Origin of the sequence: Pseudomonas sp. NFPP12, from assembly GCF_900103205.1 — a bacterium.
In the GTDB taxonomy this organism is placed as follows: Bacteria; Pseudomonadota; Gammaproteobacteria; order Pseudomonadales; family Pseudomonadaceae; genus Aquipseudomonas; species Aquipseudomonas protegens.
Genome location: NZ_FMWW01000001.1, coordinates 715047 through 732533, shown reverse-complemented (window position 1 = coordinate 732533; position 17487 = coordinate 715047). Strand labels below are relative to the sequence as shown.

Below are 17487 nucleotides of genomic sequence, written 5' to 3'. Positions count from 1 at the left end.
TCCTTTACTAAATTGCCTATTACACGGGTGTGTTTGCCATGGAAAAACTGAAAGTAATCATCGCTGACGATCACCCTATCGTGTTGCTCGGTGTACGTGAGCTGATGGAGCGTGATGAGCGCTTCGAGATCGTCGGCGAAACCCTGTCTTCCCAAGGCCTGATCCAGAAGCTGGAAAGCTGCCAGGTGGATGTGGTCATCACCGACTACAACATGCCCGGGGACTCGCCCTACGGTGATGGCCTGAAGCTGGTGGAATACCTCAAGCGCAACTTCCCGCACGTGCAGATCCTGATCCTGACCATGATTTCCAATCAGTTGATCCTCACCCGCCTGCGGGAGCTGGGTGTGGTCGGCGTGATCCAGAAGAGCCAGTTGCACGAGGAAATCCAGGTCGCCCTCAAGGCCATTGCCCAGAAAGCCGTGTATCGCAGCCTGGAGCCGGCCCCCAATTCGGTGCTGGAATCCAATGTCGCCATCGATGAGCGCATCTCCACCCTGTCGCCCAAGGAATTCGAGATTCTGCGCCTGTTCGTTTCCGGCAAGAGTGTCAGCGAGATCGCCCGCAGCCAGAACCGCAGCGCCAAGACCATCAGCGCGCAGAAGATCTCCGCCATGCGTAAACTGGAGGTGCAGAGCGACCAGGACCTACTGACCTACTGCATTGGCCGCAATATATTCAACTGATTTCCAGCCCAAGGAACTGCCTGAAAATGGATTTGATTTCACCCGAAACCGCCGACCTGCTGGAGCTGCAACGCTTGCAAGGGGCCTGGGAACAGATCGCGATGGAAGACAGCGGCGTGCTCAACCCACCGGACGAACACAGCGCCCCCGGCGCCCTGACCTTTATCGAAGGGCAGGATTTTCGCGTGGTGACCCCGGCCGGTGAACTGCTGCTGGCCGGCACCTTTACCCTCGACAGCAGCACCCATCCCAAGTCGATCACCTGGACTGACTCCATGGGCGCAGACGCCGGCCAGGCGCTGCCGGCCAGCTACCAGCTGAGCGACGATGAGTTCGTATTCATCGCCGCCGATGCCGGCCAACCCCGGCCAAGCCATTTCCGCACGGGCCCGGGCCAGACCCTGCGCCGCTTTGTCCGCGCTCGCCAGGCCTGAACCGGCACACCCCTCCTGCCCGGCCTAGCCGCCAGCCGGCGGCGCGTCCAGGGCCCACCAGCTCGGCAGCAGCTGGCGGACCCTGGGTTCGGCAAAGCGATCATCGATCAGCACCAGCACCCCACGGTCGGACTGGCCACGGATCACCCGCCCTGCCGCCTGCACCACTTTCTGCAGGCCCGGGTACAGGTAGGTGTAGTCATAGCCGGAGCCGAACAGCGCCGCCATGCGCTGCTTCATCTGCTCGTTCAGCGGGTTGAGCTGGGGCAGGCCGAGAGTGGCGACAAAGGCCCCGATGAGTTTCGACCCCGGCAGGTCGATGCCCTCGCCGAAAGCACCGCCGAGTACGGCGAAACCGATACCCTGCCCCTCTGGGCGAAACTGCTGGAGAAAGTCCTGCCGCGAAGCCTCGTCCATGCCTCGGGACTGGCACCAGAGCGCAATGTCCGGGTGCTCGCGCGCCAGTAACCCGGCCACCTGTTGCAGGTAGTCGAAGCTGCTGAAGAACGCCAGGTAGTTGCCCGGACGCGCCGCGAACTGCCGGGCCATCAGCTCGACAATCGGCGCCAGGGAGGCCTGCCGGTGGGCATAGCGGGTAGAAATGCGGCTGACAATCTGCACCTCCAACTGCCCGGCGTCGAACGGCGATTCCACATCCAGCCACACGGTGTTGTCCGGCAGCCCCAGCAGGTCAGCGTAGTAACCTCGGGGATTGAGGGTGGCGGAGAACAGCACCGTGCTGCGAGCCGCCGCCAACCGTGGCCCCAGCAGCGCCGCCGGCACCACATTACGCAGGCTCAGGCGCGACAGGCTGCGCTTGGCGCCCAGGGCGCGCTTGCTGATGTCGAAGATGAACTGCTGCTCATCGAACAGCTCCGCCACCCGGGCAAACTGCAGCAGTTCGAAATACAGGCCCTGCAAACCGCTGTCCAGGCCCCGGGGCTGTTCGTTGAAATAGTCCCCCAGGGCCGCTACGCACAGGGCCAGGGCCTTGAGCAGCGCGGCAGGTAGCTGGGCATAGGCCTGATACTCGGCCACCTGCTCCTTGTGCAAAGCATTCCACTCACGATTGAGCCGCTGCAACGGGCTCTTCAAGGCCTGGGGCGCGCTGCTGCGCACGCTCGCCAATTGCTGCTGGTCCAGGCTCGCGCTGTACATGCCACGCCCGCGCTCCACCAGGTTGTGGGCCTCGTCCACCAGCACCGCCACCTGCCACTGGTTGGCCTGGGCCAGGCCGAAGAGCAAGGCGCTGAAGTCGAAGTAGTAGTTGTAGTCGGCCACCACCAGGTCACTCCAGCGAGCCATTTCCTGGCTCAGGTAGTAGGGGCAGACCTGATGCTCCAGGGCCACCTCGCGCAGCGCCTGACGATCCAGCAATGGCACCTGGCTGGCGGCCTGGCGTGCCGCCGGCAGGCGGTCGTAAAAGCCCTTGGCCAGCGGGCAGGACTCACCGTGACAGGCCTTGTCCAGGTGTTCGCAGGCCTTGTCCCGGGCCACCAGCTCCAGCACCCGCAACGCCAGCCCCGGCACCCCGGAGAACAGCACCCGGGCGGCATCCAGGGCCAGTTGCCGGCCCGGGGTCTTGGCGGTGAGAAACAGCAGTGTGTCCAACTGCTGCGCAGCCATGGCCTTGAGCATGGGAAAGATCGTGCCCAGGGTCTTGCCGATGCCGGTGGGGGCCTGGGCCAGCAGGCAGCGCCCGGTGCTCACCGCCTTGTACACCGACTCGGCGAGCGGGCGCTGGCCGCGACGAAACTCGGCGTGGGGAAAGCGCAGGTCCCGGGTGGCCTGGTCCCGGGTCGCGCGATGGTGCATTTGCTGTTGCGCCCAGTGCAGGAACAGCGCGCACTGGCGATTGAAGAATTCTTCCAGCGCCTCGGCGCTGTGCTCTTGCACCAGCGCGGTTTCGCCTTCGCTGAGCACATCGAAATACACCAGCGAGACACGGATACTCGGCAGTTGCAGGCTCTGGCACAGCAGCCAGCCATAGACCTTGGCCTGGGCCCAGTGCAATTGCCGATGGTTGTCGGGCATGCGCTCAAGGTCGCCACGGTAGGTCTTGATCTCCTCCAGCAGGTTCTGCGCCGGGTCGTAGCCGTCCGCCCTGCCCTTGACCAAGAGCTCGGCGTATTGCCCCTCCAGGGCCACTTCACTCTGGTAGCCGGGGTTGCGTCGCGAAGCCACGGTACGGTGCCCGACAATGCCCTCCAGCGCCGTGGGCGATGGGGTGAAGCGCAGGTCCAGATCGCCGGCCTTGGCGCTGAATTCGCACAGGGCGCGCACCGCGATGCGGTAACTCACGCGCTGGGGTCCTGCCACTGCACGTAGCACACCGCCACCGGCATCCGGTGTTCCTGGCAGAAATCCAGCCAGCGCAGCTGGTTGTCCTGCAAGCGATCCCCCGGGCCCTTGACCTCGATCATCCGGTAGCGCTTCTCCTCGGGCCAGAACTGGATCAGATCCGGCATGCCGGCGCGGTTGGCCTTGATGTCCAGCAGCAGGCGCTGGAACCAGTGCTTCAAGTGCTCGGCGGGCAGGCAGTCAAGGGCCTGATCGAGCAACTCTTCGCTCAGCGCGCCCCAGAACACGAAAGGCGACTGCAACCCCCACTTGGCCACGAAGCGCTGGCGGATGCTCTGCCGGTAACGGCCATCGTCGAGTTCTGCCAGGCAGGCCTGGAACAGTTCGCTGCGCCGCTGATGGAAGTCCTCGCTGAACAGGTCCACCGGCCCGCGCTGGAACGGGTGGAAAAACGCACCGGGCAAGGGGGCAAAGATCGCCGGCCAGCACAGCAGGCCAAACAGCGAATTGACCAGGCTGTTCTCCACGTAGTGCACCGGCGCCTGGGGCTGGTGCAGATGGGCCTGGACATGCAGCTCCACCGCCAGGCCGTCGGCGTCACGCGCCAGGCACAGGTCCAGGCGCTGCACCTCGCGGTTGGCCGCCCGGGGCGCCGGCGGCCCGCCCAGCTTGCGCCGCAGCCGCGGCATGATCCGCAGCAGATGCTGGGCCTCGGCGGCGCTCTCGGGCGCGGCAGCGGCCTGCTCGGCCAGCGCCAGGGCGGCCTGGTATTCGGCGCTGCGCTCCAGCACCCGGATCAATCGCGATCGCGCCCCCGGGTAGGCGCACTCCTGGTAGATCTGCCGGGCCAGCGCCCACTGCGCCAGGCGCTCGCACTGCTGGCCGAGCTGAAACAGCAGCTTGGCCCGGCGTTTTTCCAGCCAGGGGTTGAGGGTCTGGAAGCGGGCAATGTGCGCCAGCACCTCGGGCAATTCGGCACCGGCCTCGAATGCTTCCTGGCACTCATGCAGATAGAGGAAGCCGTCCACGTCTTCGCGGCTGCGCAGGCCACGGGCATCGGCACTGATCTCGACCTTCTCGTAGCTGTAGATGCCCAGGTCCGCGAGGACGAACTCCGACCAGTCCTGATACAGGTTGCCAAAGAACATCAGGCGCAGGCGATCGCACAGCGGCATCAGCGTCAGGCTCAGGAGCCGGTCGGGCAGCGCCGGGCACCACTGGGCGAATGCCTGGGGCGCCAGGCCCTGCTGGGTTAGCTCTTGCAGCCACTGGTCTTTCCTGGCCTTGGCCGCAAGCCCGTTGAAGCACTGCAGGATCTCGGCCTTTTGCAGCAGGCCGAACAGCTCTTCCAGGCAGAGCGGCGCCTGCTCATCGACCCAGCCCAGCGCCAGCAACGGCTCCAGGGCCACGGCGCTGTCGCCGATCTCCGGGTAGCTGAGCTTGCTCAGGCGAAAGTGCCGGCCCTTGCGCATCACCATGCGCACCAGCAGGGCCTGGGAAGGCTCGGCCAGTTGCGCGAAATCAAGGATGAAGCGCTGTTCGTCGGCGCTCAGCACATCGGCATAGCGCAGCTGCAGCCAGTTCAATACCTGGCGGAAGTTGTGCAGGTAATAGAGGGGGTTTTCGAGGGGATTGGAAGTCACTGAACGCAAGCGCCACGGCTGATCGGATACTGGTTATGCATACAGATAACAGCCGGCGACCGGGTCTGGCAAACACTATTGGATAAATGGCACAGCGAAGTTTTTTACAATTCCCTGGCGAACTTTCGTCGTCTTCACTACACCAAGGGCCCATGGCTATAGTGTCCGGCGCCAATGCGCGTACGCATCATTGATGAGAGGTCTGTATGAAAGTGAAGAACCTGGGATTGTTTCTGGCCGCTTGCGGCGCCATGGCCTTGGCCGGTTGCGCCTCGCCCACTGTGGTGACCCTGCAGAACGGCACCCAATACCTGACCCGGGACCAGCCCAAGACCAAGACCGCCGACGGCTTCTATGAATTCCAGGACATTTCCGGCAAGACCATCCGGGTCAAGGCGGACGATGTGGCCACCGTCCGCCAGGAAAACTGATCCGCTGCGGTTGAAGTCAGTGCGACCAGGGAAAGGGCCCCTGCCCTGGCTCGCAGAAAATCCCCAGGGGCTTGCCGCGCCTGGACAATTCGTTACGCACCTGCTGGCAACGCTCGCGCTCCCGGGCCTCGGCGTTGTCGATGCTGATGTTGCCGGTGGTATCCGGCCTCTTGTCGTCCCCCAGACGCACCTGGGCCCAGGGTTGTTCGGGTTGCACATGGAAGCGGCTCGGGGCCGGCTCCTCCTTCACTTCAGGCGCCGGCTGGCCGGCCGGCAACTGGTCCGGGGTCACCCCATAGCGCTTCAAAATCGAGCTGTGAGGCAATTCCTCGGCGGATGCCATGACCACCCACAGGGCCAGCACCACACCGCTCGCATACCTCTTGCTGTTACTCACCGTCAAAACTCTCCTGTCATTGCCGTAGCGTGAATGCCTGCCTGTACTAACGAGCTGATACGTTTCAGCTTTACCGCTATTGGAGTCGCAAATCGACTGGCAGGTCACTTTCCCCGGCAATGAACGGTGCGAGGCCCATTGCAGGCCCCGCGCCGCGCCGGCATCAGGCGAGAACGATGCCGGAACCGTTGAGGTGCTCCAGGCTGACCCCCACCAGGGTCACCGAGTCCTGGCCGAAGGTCAGCACCGTGTCGTTACCACTGCTGCTGGCATGAGCCCGATAGTCCTGGTCCGGCAGCACGCCGCTCACCCCCATGAACACCAGCTTGTCGCCACCCTGGTAGCCGAGGATGCGGTCCTGGCCGAAATGCCCGGTGAACAGAAAGGTATTGTTGCCGCCTCCGGCTTCCATCAGGTCGTTGCCGGCACCGCCAACGAACACGTCGTTGCCCTGGCCGCCGATCAGGTGGTCGTTGCCGTCCAGGCCGAACAGCCAGTCGCCGCCGGCATGGGCCTTGAGCACGTTGTCGCCCGCATCGCCCCTGACCGACGAGGCGTACTGGGTAACCTGCCCGCCGGCCTTGAGGCCCTGGTCGGTGACCTGGTGGATCACATCATCCTTGAACAGGCCCCAGAGAAAGCCCGGCTCCTTGCTCTGGATCGCGCCAATGTCGCGGGTCATGCTGATACCGCCATTGGCGTCGCGCAGGTACAGGGTCCCGGCGCCGTCGCTGGCAAAGCTGTAGTTCTTGACCGACTGCTGCAGGTCCAGGGTGTTGCTGCCCTGGCCGCCGAGGATGATGTTGTAGCCGCCGCTGTCGCGGAACGTATCGTTGCCGGCCCGGCCTTCCAGGTAGTCGTTGCCGCTGCCGCCCTGGATCAGGTCGTTGCCGTCGCTGCCGATGATGAAGGTGCTGCCCTTGTGGGTCTCGGCATTGCGGTTGAGGTCCTGGACCCAGGTACTGGCCCGGGCCGGGTCCGAAAGGTTGGCTACCACGATGGTGGAGTCCTTGCTGGTGAAGTCGTAGAACTTCGACTCCAGCACCCGGGTCAGGCCGTCGCCGTAGCCGGTGGGCAGGTGGGAGAGCCAGGTGGGAATGTTGAGGATCGAGAACGGCAGCACATTCCACAGGGTCGAGGCGTAATGGTCGTTGAAGTTGACGATGTTGTTGGTCGCCGAGTCCTGGTGGGCGTCATGCACCCCGAGGGACGACAGGTTGAAGGTTGAGCCGTCCAGGGCGCGGAACACCGGGTCGTTCTCGTAGCCGATGTTCAGCACCTTGTCGCTGGCGCTCTGGGTCGGCGAGGCGTAGGCGATGTAGTTGGAGTCCTTGTAGAACCCCGACCAGCGTTCGCTGCTCAGGTCCGCCAGGCTGTTGACCCCCAGCCCGCCCAGGCTGTGGCCGCTGACCAGGACATCCTTGCCCGACAGGCCATTGGCCTGGGCGAAGGCGGCGACATCTCCCAGCAACCTGCCGAACGCCTCGCCGGCATAGTTCTTCGCATAGTCCTTGGGGCCCAGGGCCGCCAGCAGGTCGTTGATCACATCACCGATGGTGTCACTGATCACCGATTCCCGTGGCCCGCTAGTGCCGCGAAAGGCAATGCCGATGGATTCCAGGTGGCCCTGGGCATCGTACTTGCCGAGGACTTCCACCTGGGCCGTGCCGTAGCCGGCCTTCTCGCCAAAGAAGGTTCCCCGGCCATCGACCTTGCCGTCGTAGCCCAGTTGCTGGGCGCTGATGGTGGACCAGCCGGCCTGGTGCAGGGCATCCAGCGCGGCCTTCTCGGAGTCGGGGTTCCAGGGAATGCCGGGGATTACCCCCTGGGAATTGCCGCTGCCGATCAGCGCCGTGACCAGGGTCGCCGGCAGGCCCAGGCCGAAGCCGTTGTGCTGGTAGCCCTCGGCAAAGCCGTTGTCGATGTTGTGGTAGGAGTACAGGGTGATCGCCAGCGCATCGGAAAACAGCGCCTTGGAGTCACTTGCAGTGAAGTTCTTGTAGTCAAACACACCCATGGTATTGCCTCTTCTGTTGTTGGAATTGTCAGAGCAAACACATGCCGCCCAAGCCCCATGGCGGGACTCGGGCAACTCGGTGAAGGGCCGGGGGACTGCTGGCTACCCGGCCTTCAGAACTGCCAGTCCAGGGTCAAGCCGACCCCGTGACTCTTGTCCCGGGCCCCCAGCAACCCGTTGTAATCCAGGTTGACCCGAGTCCCTCGGCCCACGGCCATGCCGGCCCGGGCGCCAATGACCGCAGCGTCGCGATCCAGGGACAGGCTCTGCACCTTGAAGCCCTGCCCGCCCTCGACGAACCCCAGGTTCATCGTGGCGTCGGTGGGGCTCAGGTGGTGCTGCCAACCCAGGGTAGCCGACAGCTCCAGGCTTCGGGTCGAGCTCAGTTGCAGGCGTTGGCCAGCGCGCAGGCCCAGGGTCGTGAGCCAGGCCTCGCGGTGGTCAGCCGCGCCCCTCAAGGCCGCGTCGCCGCCCTTCTCCTTGAAGCTGTCGCTGGCCACATTGACATAAGCCAGGTTAGCGAAGGGTTCAAGCGCCAGGGGTTGCAGGTCCAGGCTCCAGGCGGCCTCGGTGAACAGCTGGGCGCTCTGGGCGTCACGCTTGGTCTTGAGCCGCTCGGATTCCCCGGCAAACTGCAACTCGCGCTTGACGTCGATGCGGTGCCAGCTGTAGGAACCGCCCACACTCAGGCGCACGGCATCCAGTTGCTGGCCGACATAGGCCCCCAGGTGGTAGCTGTCGACCTTGGCCGAGGAATGGGTACCGTCGCCCATGTTCAGGGAACTGTCGCTGTAGCCACCGAACAGCCCCAGGCGCCGGCCCTCGCCCACTTCACCATCCACCCCGGCCAGCAAGCCGCCGATGGAGGTGTTGTAGCCGGCCTGGGAATGCCCGCCATCGGCCTTGCCCCAGGCGCCCAGGACCTTGAACCAGGCGCCTTCATCAAGGCTCTGGGTGCCGTTGCCGACAGCCCCGGCGTCCTGGCGCAGGCGCTCGCCCATGGTGTCGCGCAGGTGACGGCCCTGGTTGATCAGGACACTGGCCACCGCCGGGTGGATCTCCCCGGACAATTGCTGGAAGGCCTGCTGGGCACTGGCGGCAGTCGGCGCCAGCAGCAGGCTTTCGAACAGCGGGCTGCCGGCCCCCAGTTGCTCGGCGGCAGCCGCCACCGACACCTGGTTGTCGGTCAGGCCGACACTGGCGAACGAGCGTGCACTGCGCTGTACCGCCAACTGCACACCAGTGGCCGAGTAGTCCAGGCTGCCGGCAAGAAACAGGTAGCTGGGCAACACCGTGCCGAAACGGCCCTGGACCCCGCCCGCCGCATCGAGGATGTCGAACTGGCGCCCCAGCACGCTGCCGCTGCCAGTGCTCGAAGGCTCCAGGACCATGGCCAGGTTGGCCCCGGCAATGGTCACCTGGCCGCTGCTGACGATCCGGTCGCTGGCGGTCGGCGACACCTCCACGGCGTAGGTCGAGCCCGGCTGGAAGGTCACGTCGCCGGCCACGTTCAGGGTGCCGATGGAGTTGCCCGGGGCCACCGTGGCCCCGGCGTTGGCCGTCAGCCCGCCGATCCGGCCATTGCCGCCGAGGGTTGCGCCCTGGTTCACCGTCACCGCCGACGTCAGGCTGCCGTTGACCGCCAGGCGGCCCTGGTTGACCAGGGTCGGGCCGGCGTAGCTGTTGTTGCCGCTGAGCACCAGGGTGCCGATGCCCTCCTTGGTCAGGCCGCCATGGCCGCTGATGTCGTTGCTCCAGATGTCGAAGCCGCAGTTGAACTGGGTACAGCGCCGCTGGGTGGGCTTGCCGGCGTCCAGTAGCGCTCCCACCCCCGGCAGGTTGGCTACCCACTGGGACGAGCCATAGGCGCCATCGATCCGCAGTTCCTGGGGGATATCCTGCTCGGTGACCAGCATGCCCGGGCCGCGAATGCCCTTTTGCAGGTCGATCATGCCCCAGCCATACAGCTCGTCGATGCCCGGGGCGCCCATGTCCCGGGCGGTGGTGCGCAGCACCCCGGCGATCTGCGCCGCATCCATGTAGGGAAAGCGCTCCATCAGTACCGCTGCCGCACCGGCGGCATGGGGCGCGGCCATCGAGGTGCCGTTCTTGTTGGCGTAGCCGACCGTCATGTCTTCCAGGCTGGTGCCACCGATCACGGCGCTGTAGATCCGTGTACCCGGGGCCGAGACACAGAAGCTCGCGGTGTAGCCGCAGCGTGAGGAAAAGGTACTGATGGTGTAAGGCTCGGCGCTGCTGGTGTCCGGGTTCTGCTGCAAGGCCGCCACTGTCAGCCACTGCGGGGCGATTTCCGGGACGAAATAGCCCAGCCCGGCGATGGCGTCCGGGTTGTTCAGGTTGTAGTCGTTGCCGGCGGCGAAGATGGTCAGCACGCCACTGCGGGCCGCATTGATGGCACCGTCATAGGCACCGCCTTGCAAGGTGCCGAGCAAGGGCCGGATCTGGCTGAACTGGGCCTGGGCGTCACTCAGGCCGAAGTGCGGGAACGCCGGATCGCGCCCGCCCTTGGCGAATGCGTCGGTGATGCCGATGCCCCAGCTGTTGTTGATGATCCGCGCGCCACTGGCTACCAGGCCGTCCCAACCGGCCTTGTACACCGCCCCATCGTTGCCCAGGATGATGCCGTCCTCGGGGCCGGGGTCGCCGTTCTCGGCACTGATGATCTGGGCGTCGAAGGCCACCCCGTGCATGGCGCCGCCATCGCGGCTGCCGGCGGCGATACCGCCCACGTGAGTGCCGTGGGAACCGAGCTTGCCGTCCGAGCCCACCGAGGGCGTGCCGTCATAACGGAAGGCGTCTCCAGCCTTTACCGGAATGTAGGGATCGGTGTACTGGCGGATGCCGCTGGTCACCAGGGTGATGACCTTGTCGCTGCCGGCGAACTCGGGGTGCTGGGCATACACCGGCTGGTCGAAGATCCCCAGCTTGATGCCCTGGCCGGTGTAGCCGGCGGCATAGGCACTGTCGGCATGTATCGCCCCCAGGCCCCAGTCGGCCTTGAATTCGGCGCTGCGCCAACTGGCGGCGTCGCCGAGCTTGCCGGTTTCCACATAGGGCGCCGCCTGGGCACCAGTGGCCAGGGCCAGGCAACCGGCCAGGGCGCTGGCCAGCGGGCTGTACGCCCAGGGTAGCTGCCGGCAGCGAGGCCATCCGGAGCGGGGATTGCGAAGATGCGGTTGTCCAGGTTGAAACTGCTTCACTACGACCATCCTTAGTTGTATGGGCAATCGACCGGCGCGACGACGCTCTGCGCCGGGGTATGGCGACCGGCGCTTCAAAAGCGCCAGTCGAGGTTCAGCCCCACGTTGTGGAACTGTTCGGCATTGCCCAGCTGGCCCTGGTAATCCAGGCTCAGGTCCAGCTGGGCGGTGACTCCAAGGCGCGCCTGAAGCCCCAGCAGCGCCGCATCCCGGGACGCGCTTGCGCTGTCCACGGCGAAGCCCGGGCCGCCGCTGGCGAATGCCAGGTGCTGGCTGGAAGTGTCATGCCCCAGGCGGTGCTGCCAGGCCAGGCTGCTGGACAGCTCCAGGGGCTGGCCGCGGCTCAGGCTGAGCCGCTTCAGGCCCCGGGCCCCCAGGCTGCCCAGCAGGGCCTCGGCGCTGTCGTCCCCGGCGCGCAGGGCCGCGGCGTCGCCCTTCTCGTGGAAGGCGTCACGCTGCAGGTGCAGGTAGGCCAGGTTGGCGAAGGGCTCCAACGTCAGGGCCGGTAGCTGCAGCCGATACGCCGCCTCGCTGAACAGCTGGCTGCTGCGACCGTCGATCCGGGCCTTCTGCTTGGCGCTGGCTTCGGCGTATTGCAGGTCGCGGCGCACCTGGGCGCTATGCCAGCTGTGGCTGGCCCCCAGGCTCAGGCGCAGGTCGCCCAGGTCGCGCCCGGCATAGGCGCCCAGGTGGTAGCTGTCGATCTGCGCGCTGGAGTGGCTGGCGCCGCCCATGCGCAGCGTGGTGTCGCTGTAGCCGGCGGCCAGGCCGACCCGCGTGTCCGCGTCCAGGTCGCGGTCCAGCCCCAGCAGCACCCCACCGCCCTTGCTCTGGTAGGAACTGTGGCCCGAGTCGCCGTCAGTGCGCGCCTGCCCACCCAGGCCCTTGATCCAGAAACTCGCCTCGCCCTCCCCGGCATTTGGCCCCGGGCGCTGCAAGCGCTGGCCAAAGGCCTCGCGCAGGTCGCGGCCCTGATTGAGCAGGGTCTGCTCCAGGGCCGGGTAGATCTCCCCGGACAACTGTTGCAACGCCCCTTGAGCCGAAGCCGGCGAGGCCGACAGCAGCAGGCTTTCGTAGACCGGGTCGGCCGTGCCCAACTGCTCCACCGCCGTGGCCACCGCGCGCTGGTTGGGGCTGGCGGCCACGCTGGCAAAGGTCGCGGCGCTGCGCACCAAGCCCAGTTGCACGCCGCTGGCGGAGTAATCGACCACCGCGCCGAGAAACAGGTAGTTGGGTTGCACCAGGGCGAACTGGCCATCGATACCGCCTGCGGCCTGCAAGATGTCGAACTGGCGCCCGACCAGCCCCCGGACCTGCCCGGCGCTGAGCAGGTTGGCGTTGTGTTCCAGGCTCAGGCTGAGCTGGGCGCCCTCCAGATGCGCCCGGCCGCCGGCGACGATACGGTCGCTGGCGGTCGGCGACAGCTCCACGGCGTAGGTCGAACCTGGCTGGAAACTCACATCGCCGGCCACATTCAGAGTGCCGATGGAGTTGCCCGGGGCCACGCGCGCGCCGCGGGTCGCGGTCAGCGCCGCGACCTGCCCGCTGCCACCCAGGCTCGCGCCACTGTTGACCGTGACCGCGGATGCCAGGCTGCCATTGACCACCAGCAGCCCGCCATCGACCGTGGTCGGCCCGCGATAGCTGCTGTCACCGCCGAGCAACAGCCAGCCGGCCCCGGACTTGACCAGGCTGCCCTGGTACAGGCGCTGCGCGGTCGCCGCATCCCGGGCCATGCCGACCGCGTAGTCGGTCAGTTCCTGCTGGCTGGCCTGGGCCCCCGGGCCCTGCTCCCAGCCACGATCCTTGAGGGTCTGTTGCCAGGCCTGGTGCTCGGCGGCATCCTCCACCTGGCGCTGGGCCAGGGCCTGGTCGGAGATGCCGTTGCTCCACACATCGCCCTGCCCGGCCTCCAGGTTGACCTTGAACTCCCCCAGCAACTGCCCGGGCCCGTGCAATGCCCGGCCCAGGTCCGGCACGCCCCAGCCCACCAGGCTGCCAGGGGCCTGGGTCAGCGAGCCATCGAGCTGGCGGGCGGTGGTCAGCAGCACCTGCAGGGCCTGCTGGTTGTCCAGATAGGGGTAGCGCTCCATCACCAGGGCCAGGGCCCCGGTGGCATGGGGCGCGGCCATCGAAGTGCCATTGTAGGTGGCGTAGCCGCCCCCGGGCACAGTGCTGGTGATGGCCGCGCCGGGCGTGGCCAGGCACCAGTACTTGGCGATCCCGCACTGGTTGTATTTCTGCTGGTTGTTCTTGTCCAGGCCCGAGACCGCCAGCCAGTGCCCTTCCAGCTCCGGCTGAAAATACGGCAGTGCCGATCGCACGCTGGCATTGGCATAGCCGCTGTTGCCGGCGCTGAAGACGTTGATCACCCCCTGGCGCGAGACCTGCGCCGCCGCGTCGAGCCAGGTGTCCTGGCCGAAGTGCTGGGCATAGGCGGCGTGCAGGCCCTGGAGGGTCTGGTAGCTGACGTCCTTGGGCTGGCTGCCCCAGCTGTTGTTGATGACCCGCACCCCGGCGTCGGCCAGGGCACCGTACACCGCCTGGAAATAGCGCGGGTCGGGGCCCGGGCCGAAGAGCATGCTGTCGTTGCCGTTGGTGTTGCCGACGTAGACCTGGGCATTGAAGGCCACCCCGTGCATGCCGTTGCCGTCGCGGGCGGCGCCCATGGTGCCGGTGACGTGAGTGCCGTGGGTGTCGTTGTTGGCGTTGAGCACCCCGGACACCTGGAACCCGCTACCGTCCTGGTAGTTGCCGCTGGCGATCACCGGGTGAAAGCGCAGGGACGAGGCTTCGGCATGGGCCACATCGAAGCCCGAATCCAGGGCACCGATCTTGACCCCGCTACCGGTAAGGCCGGCGGCGTAGGCCTGGTTCGCCTGCATCCGGTCCAGGCCCCAGTCCTGCAGGTATTCGGCGGAGCGCCAGCTGGCGGCATCACCGGGGCGACCGGTTTCCTGGTAGGCCGCCTGGGCCCCACCCGGCAGGTTCGCGGCAAACGCCAGGAACACCCCGGCCGCCAGCACATTGAGCTGATGAACATTCACATCCATGTTGATGACTTCTCTTGTTGTTCTGGGATCGACTTTCCGTAACCGATCAGCAACCACGGCTTACTTCATGGGACTGGCTCCTTGAGGGTTCGCGCCCCACGCCCAGGGGCACCTGTGCGGCCATGGCGTTTTGCGGGCAAAGCTGTCGCCGCCGCAGCCCTTTTCAGGGGGCTGCGGGGTCTCTAGCACTGGATATCGGTGAGGGTCAGGCGAAGACCAGGCCCGAGCCCGAAAGGCTGTCCATGCCGACCCCCACCAGGGTCACCGAGAACTCGCCGACACTGAGCAGGGTGTCGTTGCCGTTCTGCGACAAATGCTGGCTGTAGTCGTAATGGGCATCGACTCCGGGCACGCCCATGAACACCAGCTTGTCGGTGTTCTGGTAGCCGTGGATCAGGTCGAAGCCGAAGTTACCGCTGAACAGGAAGGTATTGCCCCCGCCACCGCTGGAGTGCATGACGTCGTTGCCGGTGCCGCCGACGAAGGTCACGTTGGCCTTGTCGCTGCTCAGCAGGTCATCGCCGCCATGGCCGAACAGCCAGTCGCCATCGACGCTGGCTACCAGCGCATTGCCGTAGGCATCGCCGTTGAGGGAATGGTTGTAGGCGGTCCACTGGTTGCCGTTCTGCAAGCCGTCGGCGGTGACGCTGTGGCTCACGTCCTTGCCGAACAGTTGCCACCAGCTTCCGGTCTCGTGGCTGACCAGGGCGCCGACGTCTCGGGTCATGCTGATGCCGCCGTAGGCATCACGGATATACAGGGTGCCGTCGCCGTCATTGGCGATGGAAAAGTTCTTCAGCGGCTGCTGCAGTTCCAGCACGTTATGGCCCTGCCCGCCATGGATGATGTTGTAACCGCCGTCATCGCGGAAGCGATCATCGCCGGCCCCGCCATCCAGGTAGTCGTTGCCCTTGCCGCCGTGCAGCAGGTCGTTGCTCTGGGTGCCGATGATGAAGGTGCTACCGGTGTGTTTTTCCGCGTACAGGTTGAGGTCCTTGACCCAGACCTGATCGCGCTTGCCCTCGGACAGATTGGAAATAACCACGGTGGAGTCGCGGCTGGTCAGGTCATAGAAATCCGAGTTGATCAGGCGGTTGAGGCCGCCGGCATAGTCCACCGCGCTGTGGGCCGACCAGGACTGCGGATTGAGGATGCTCTGGGGAATCAACTTGCCGAGGAACGATGAATAGTGATCGGTGAAGCTGACGATGTTGTTGGTCGCCGACTCCTGGGGCTTGTCGTGGGTGCCCAGGGACGAGGCGTTGAAATGAGTGCCGTCCAGGGCGCGGAACACCGGGTCGTTTTCATAACCGATGTTCAGCACCTGCGAGCTGTTGGCGCTCTGGGTCGGCGAGGCGAAGGCCACGTAGCTGGCGTCCTGGTAGAAGCCGCCCCAGTGATCGCTGCTCATGGCCGCCAGGCTGTTGACCCCAAGGCCGCCCAGGCTGTGGCCGGTGACCAGCACATCGCTGCCGCTCAAGCCCTGGGCCGCGGCGAAGGCCGCGACCTTGCCCAACAGGTTGTCGAAGGCCAGGCGGCTGTAGTTGTCGGCAAAGCCGGAAACGAAGGCCGCCTGCAGGTCGTTGATACCGTCCTTGAGGCTGTCGGTGCCGCGAAAGCTGATGCCGATGGACAGCAACTGCCCGCTGGCGTCGTATTTGCCCAGCACCTCGACCTGGGCGTCGCTGACAATCGCCTGCTCGCCGGAAATCGTGCCCTGGGCGCTGACGTTGCCCTGGTAGCCCAGCTGGCTGGCGCTGATGGGGCGCCAGGCGGTGCCCGGCAGCGCCTCGCCGGTGGGTGTGGAGGCGTACAGCGCCAGAGTAATGGCTTCGCTGTAGAGGGCCTTGCCGTCACCGCCAAGGGCGGTCTTGTAATCGAAGATACTCATGCTCATTCCTCTTTTTTATTGTCCCTGAGCCTGCGGTCGGCAAGGCCTCCTAAGGCTGCGCGCGCTGGCCGAAAGCCTCGTCGACCCTGGCCAGATCCTCTTCCCGCAGAGTGCCTGCGTAGTAGTGCAGCTTGGTCCAGGCCATCAAGTAGTCATAGCGCGCCTGGGCCAGGTCGCGGCGGGTGGTGTAGAGCTGCTGTTCGGCGTTCAGTGCATCGAGGTTGACCCGTTCGCCCCCCAGGATGCTCTGCTTGGTCGAGACCACCAGGGCCTCGGCCGAAGTCAGGGCTTTCTGGTAGGCCCGCAACTTGCTCACCCCCGATAGACAGGCACTGAATTGGCGGCGGAGTTCAATCAGGGTTTCCCGGGTCTTGCCGTCCAGTTCGTACTCGGCCTGTTCCATGGAGCGGCTGGCCTGGCGGGTCGAGGCCGAGACCCCGCCCCCGGCATACAGCGGCACGCTGACTTCGATACCGATGGTGTTGGTGTCATAGCGCTGGTTGTAGGTGTTGCCGCTTTCCGATTCGTTCTGGCGCATGGTGGCGTAGGCGCTGAGCTTGGGCAGGTGCCCGGCGCGGTTGCGTTCCACCTCGTAGCGCGCGACCTCGACCCGCTGGCGCTGGGAAGCCAGCACCGGGTTATTGCTCAGGGCCATCTCGTGCCAGGTATCGTAGTTGGCCGGGGTCAGGGAGAAGGACTGGAAGTCTTCCTGCAAGGGGTCCAGATCCCGCACATCGAGGTTCGGCTCGCCGGTCAGGGCCGCCAGCTCGCGCAAGGCCGCGTCCTGCTCGTCCCGGGCTTCGATCTCTTCGGCGGTGGCCAATTCGTAGCGCGACTCGGCTTCGAGGATGTCGGTGCGGGTGCCCTCGCCCTGCTGGAACATGTGCCGGTTCTGCTGGAACTGCTGCTCGAAGGCCTTTTTCTTGGCCAGGGCGATGTCGATCTGGTCCTGGGCGAACAGCGCCTTGGTGTAGTAGCTCAGCACCCGCACCAGCAACTCCTGGCTCTTGCCGCGAAAGTTCTCGTCGGCAAACAGCGCCTGGGCCACGCCCTTGCGGTAATTGGCGTAGGCCTCGTAGTCGATCAGCGGCTGCTGCAGGGTCAGGGACGAACCGTAGCTGTCGTAGTTGCGTTTTTCGGTAATGGTGCCGCGCACCGTATCCAGGTAGCTGACCTTGGAGTTGTTATGGCCCTTGTTGTAGCTGTAGCCGACCTTGGGCAGCAGCCCGGCACGGCCGATGGCGCGGTTTTCAAGGCCGGCGTCGCGTTCCTTGATGGCGCCGAGGAACACCGGGTCGTTGCGCAGGGCCTGTTCGTAGATCTGGAACGGGCCCACCGCCTGGGCCGTCTGGCAGGCCAACAGCGCCAGAGCCGCCGCGAGAATGGAAAGCTTACTCATACGACGCGACATCC

At 65.7% G+C, this 17487-nt stretch carries 11 protein-coding genes; 3 read left to right on the top strand and 8 right to left on the bottom strand.

From position 1 onward, the window contains the following. Positions 1–38 precede the first annotated feature (38 nt). Together BLS75_RS03190 and BLS75_RS03185 are read left to right on the top strand one after the other, a co-directional pair. Positions 39–686, top strand: coding sequence for a response regulator (locus BLS75_RS03190; RefSeq protein ID WP_072450239.1), 648 nt, complete (start codon positions 39–41; stop codon positions 684–686). 26 nt (positions 687–712) lie between these two features. Next, positions 713–1120 (top strand): TIGR03067 domain-containing protein, encoded by a 408-nt coding sequence (locus BLS75_RS03185; protein ID WP_072450238.1) that lies wholly within the window; start codon positions 713–715, stop codon positions 1118–1120. 24 nt (positions 1121–1144) lie between these two features. Here BLS75_RS03185 and BLS75_RS03180 read toward each other — a convergent pair whose 3' ends face one another. After that, entirely contained in the window at positions 1145–3421 is a 2277-nt protein-coding gene (locus BLS75_RS03180) for an ATP-dependent DNA helicase (protein WP_072450237.1), read from the bottom strand. Continuing rightward, a complete protein-coding gene (locus BLS75_RS03175; RefSeq protein ID WP_072450562.1) occupies positions 3418–5064 on the bottom strand; it encodes a VRR-NUC domain-containing protein in 1647 nt (548 codons plus the stop codon). The genes BLS75_RS03180 and BLS75_RS03175 overlap by 4 nt, the downstream gene beginning before the upstream one ends. 206 nt (positions 5065–5270) lie before the next feature. Between BLS75_RS03175 and BLS75_RS03170 the strand changes: the two genes are divergently transcribed. Beyond that, positions 5271–5495 carry a YgdI/YgdR family lipoprotein gene (locus BLS75_RS03170; protein ID WP_072450236.1) on the top strand — a complete coding sequence of 75 codons (225 nt, stop codon included), beginning with the start codon at positions 5271–5273 and terminating at the stop codon, positions 5493–5495. Between the two features lie 16 nt (positions 5496–5511). Here BLS75_RS03170 and BLS75_RS03165 read toward each other — a convergent pair whose 3' ends face one another. The 6 genes from BLS75_RS03165 to BLS75_RS03140 form a co-directional block, all read right to left on the bottom strand. After that, positions 5512–5892, bottom strand: a complete 381-nt coding sequence (locus BLS75_RS03165) for a hypothetical protein (protein WP_041118378.1) — start codon at positions 5890–5892, stop codon at positions 5512–5514. Positions 5893–6055: 163 nt separating this feature from the next. After that, complete coding sequence (locus BLS75_RS03160) at positions 6056–7909, bottom strand: polyurethane esterase A (RefSeq protein ID WP_072450235.1); 1854 nt, start codon at positions 7907–7909, stop codon at positions 6056–6058. A 113-nt stretch (positions 7910–8022) separates the two neighbouring features. Next, positions 8023–11139, bottom strand: coding sequence for an autotransporter serine protease (locus BLS75_RS03155; protein WP_072450234.1), 3117 nt, complete (start codon positions 11137–11139; stop codon positions 8023–8025). Between the two features lie 65 nt (positions 11140–11204). Next, positions 11205–14183: an autotransporter serine peptidase EprS gene (locus BLS75_RS03150; RefSeq protein ID WP_072450233.1), complete on the bottom strand. Its 2979-nt coding sequence runs from the start codon at positions 14181–14183 to the stop codon at positions 11205–11207. Positions 14184–14388: 205 nt separating this feature from the next. Then, positions 14389–16074, bottom strand: a complete 1686-nt coding sequence (locus BLS75_RS03145) for a polyurethane esterase B (RefSeq protein ID WP_011061489.1) — start codon at positions 16072–16074, stop codon at positions 14389–14391. A 49-nt stretch (positions 16075–16123) separates the two neighbouring features. Then, the gene (locus tag BLS75_RS03140; protein WP_053151831.1) at positions 16124–17485 is read right to left on the bottom strand and encodes a TolC family outer membrane protein; all 1362 of its coding nucleotides are present in this window, start codon (positions 17483–17485) and stop codon (positions 16124–16126) included. Positions 17486–17487 lie beyond the last annotated feature (2 nt).

Bases quoted from the DNA above. Each gene is read 5' to 3' on its own strand.
- BLS75_RS03145 (WP_011061489.1), bottom strand. From the start codon at position 16,074: ATGAGTATCTTCGATTACAAGACCGCCCTTGGCGGTGACGGCAAGGCC.
- BLS75_RS03170 (WP_072450236.1), top strand. From the start codon at position 5,271: ATGAAAGTGAAGAACCTGGGATTGTTTCTGGCCGCTTGCGGCGCCATG.
- BLS75_RS03150 (WP_072450233.1), bottom strand. From the start codon at position 14,183: ATGGATGTGAATGTTCATCAGCTCAATGTGCTGGCGGCCGGGGTGTTC.
- BLS75_RS03160 (WP_072450235.1), bottom strand. From the start codon at position 7,909: ATGGGTGTGTTTGACTACAAGAACTTCACTGCAAGTGACTCCAAGGCG.
- BLS75_RS03140 (WP_053151831.1), bottom strand. From the start codon at position 17,485: ATGTCGCGTCGTATGAGTAAGCTTTCCATTCTCGCGGCGGCTCTGGCG.
- BLS75_RS03190 (WP_072450239.1), top strand. From the start codon at position 39: ATGGAAAAACTGAAAGTAATCATCGCTGACGATCACCCTATCGTGTTG.
- BLS75_RS03185 (WP_072450238.1), top strand. From the start codon at position 713: ATGGATTTGATTTCACCCGAAACCGCCGACCTGCTGGAGCTGCAACGC.
- BLS75_RS03155 (WP_072450234.1), bottom strand. From the start codon at position 11,139: ATGGTCGTAGTGAAGCAGTTTCAACCTGGACAACCGCATCTTCGCAAT.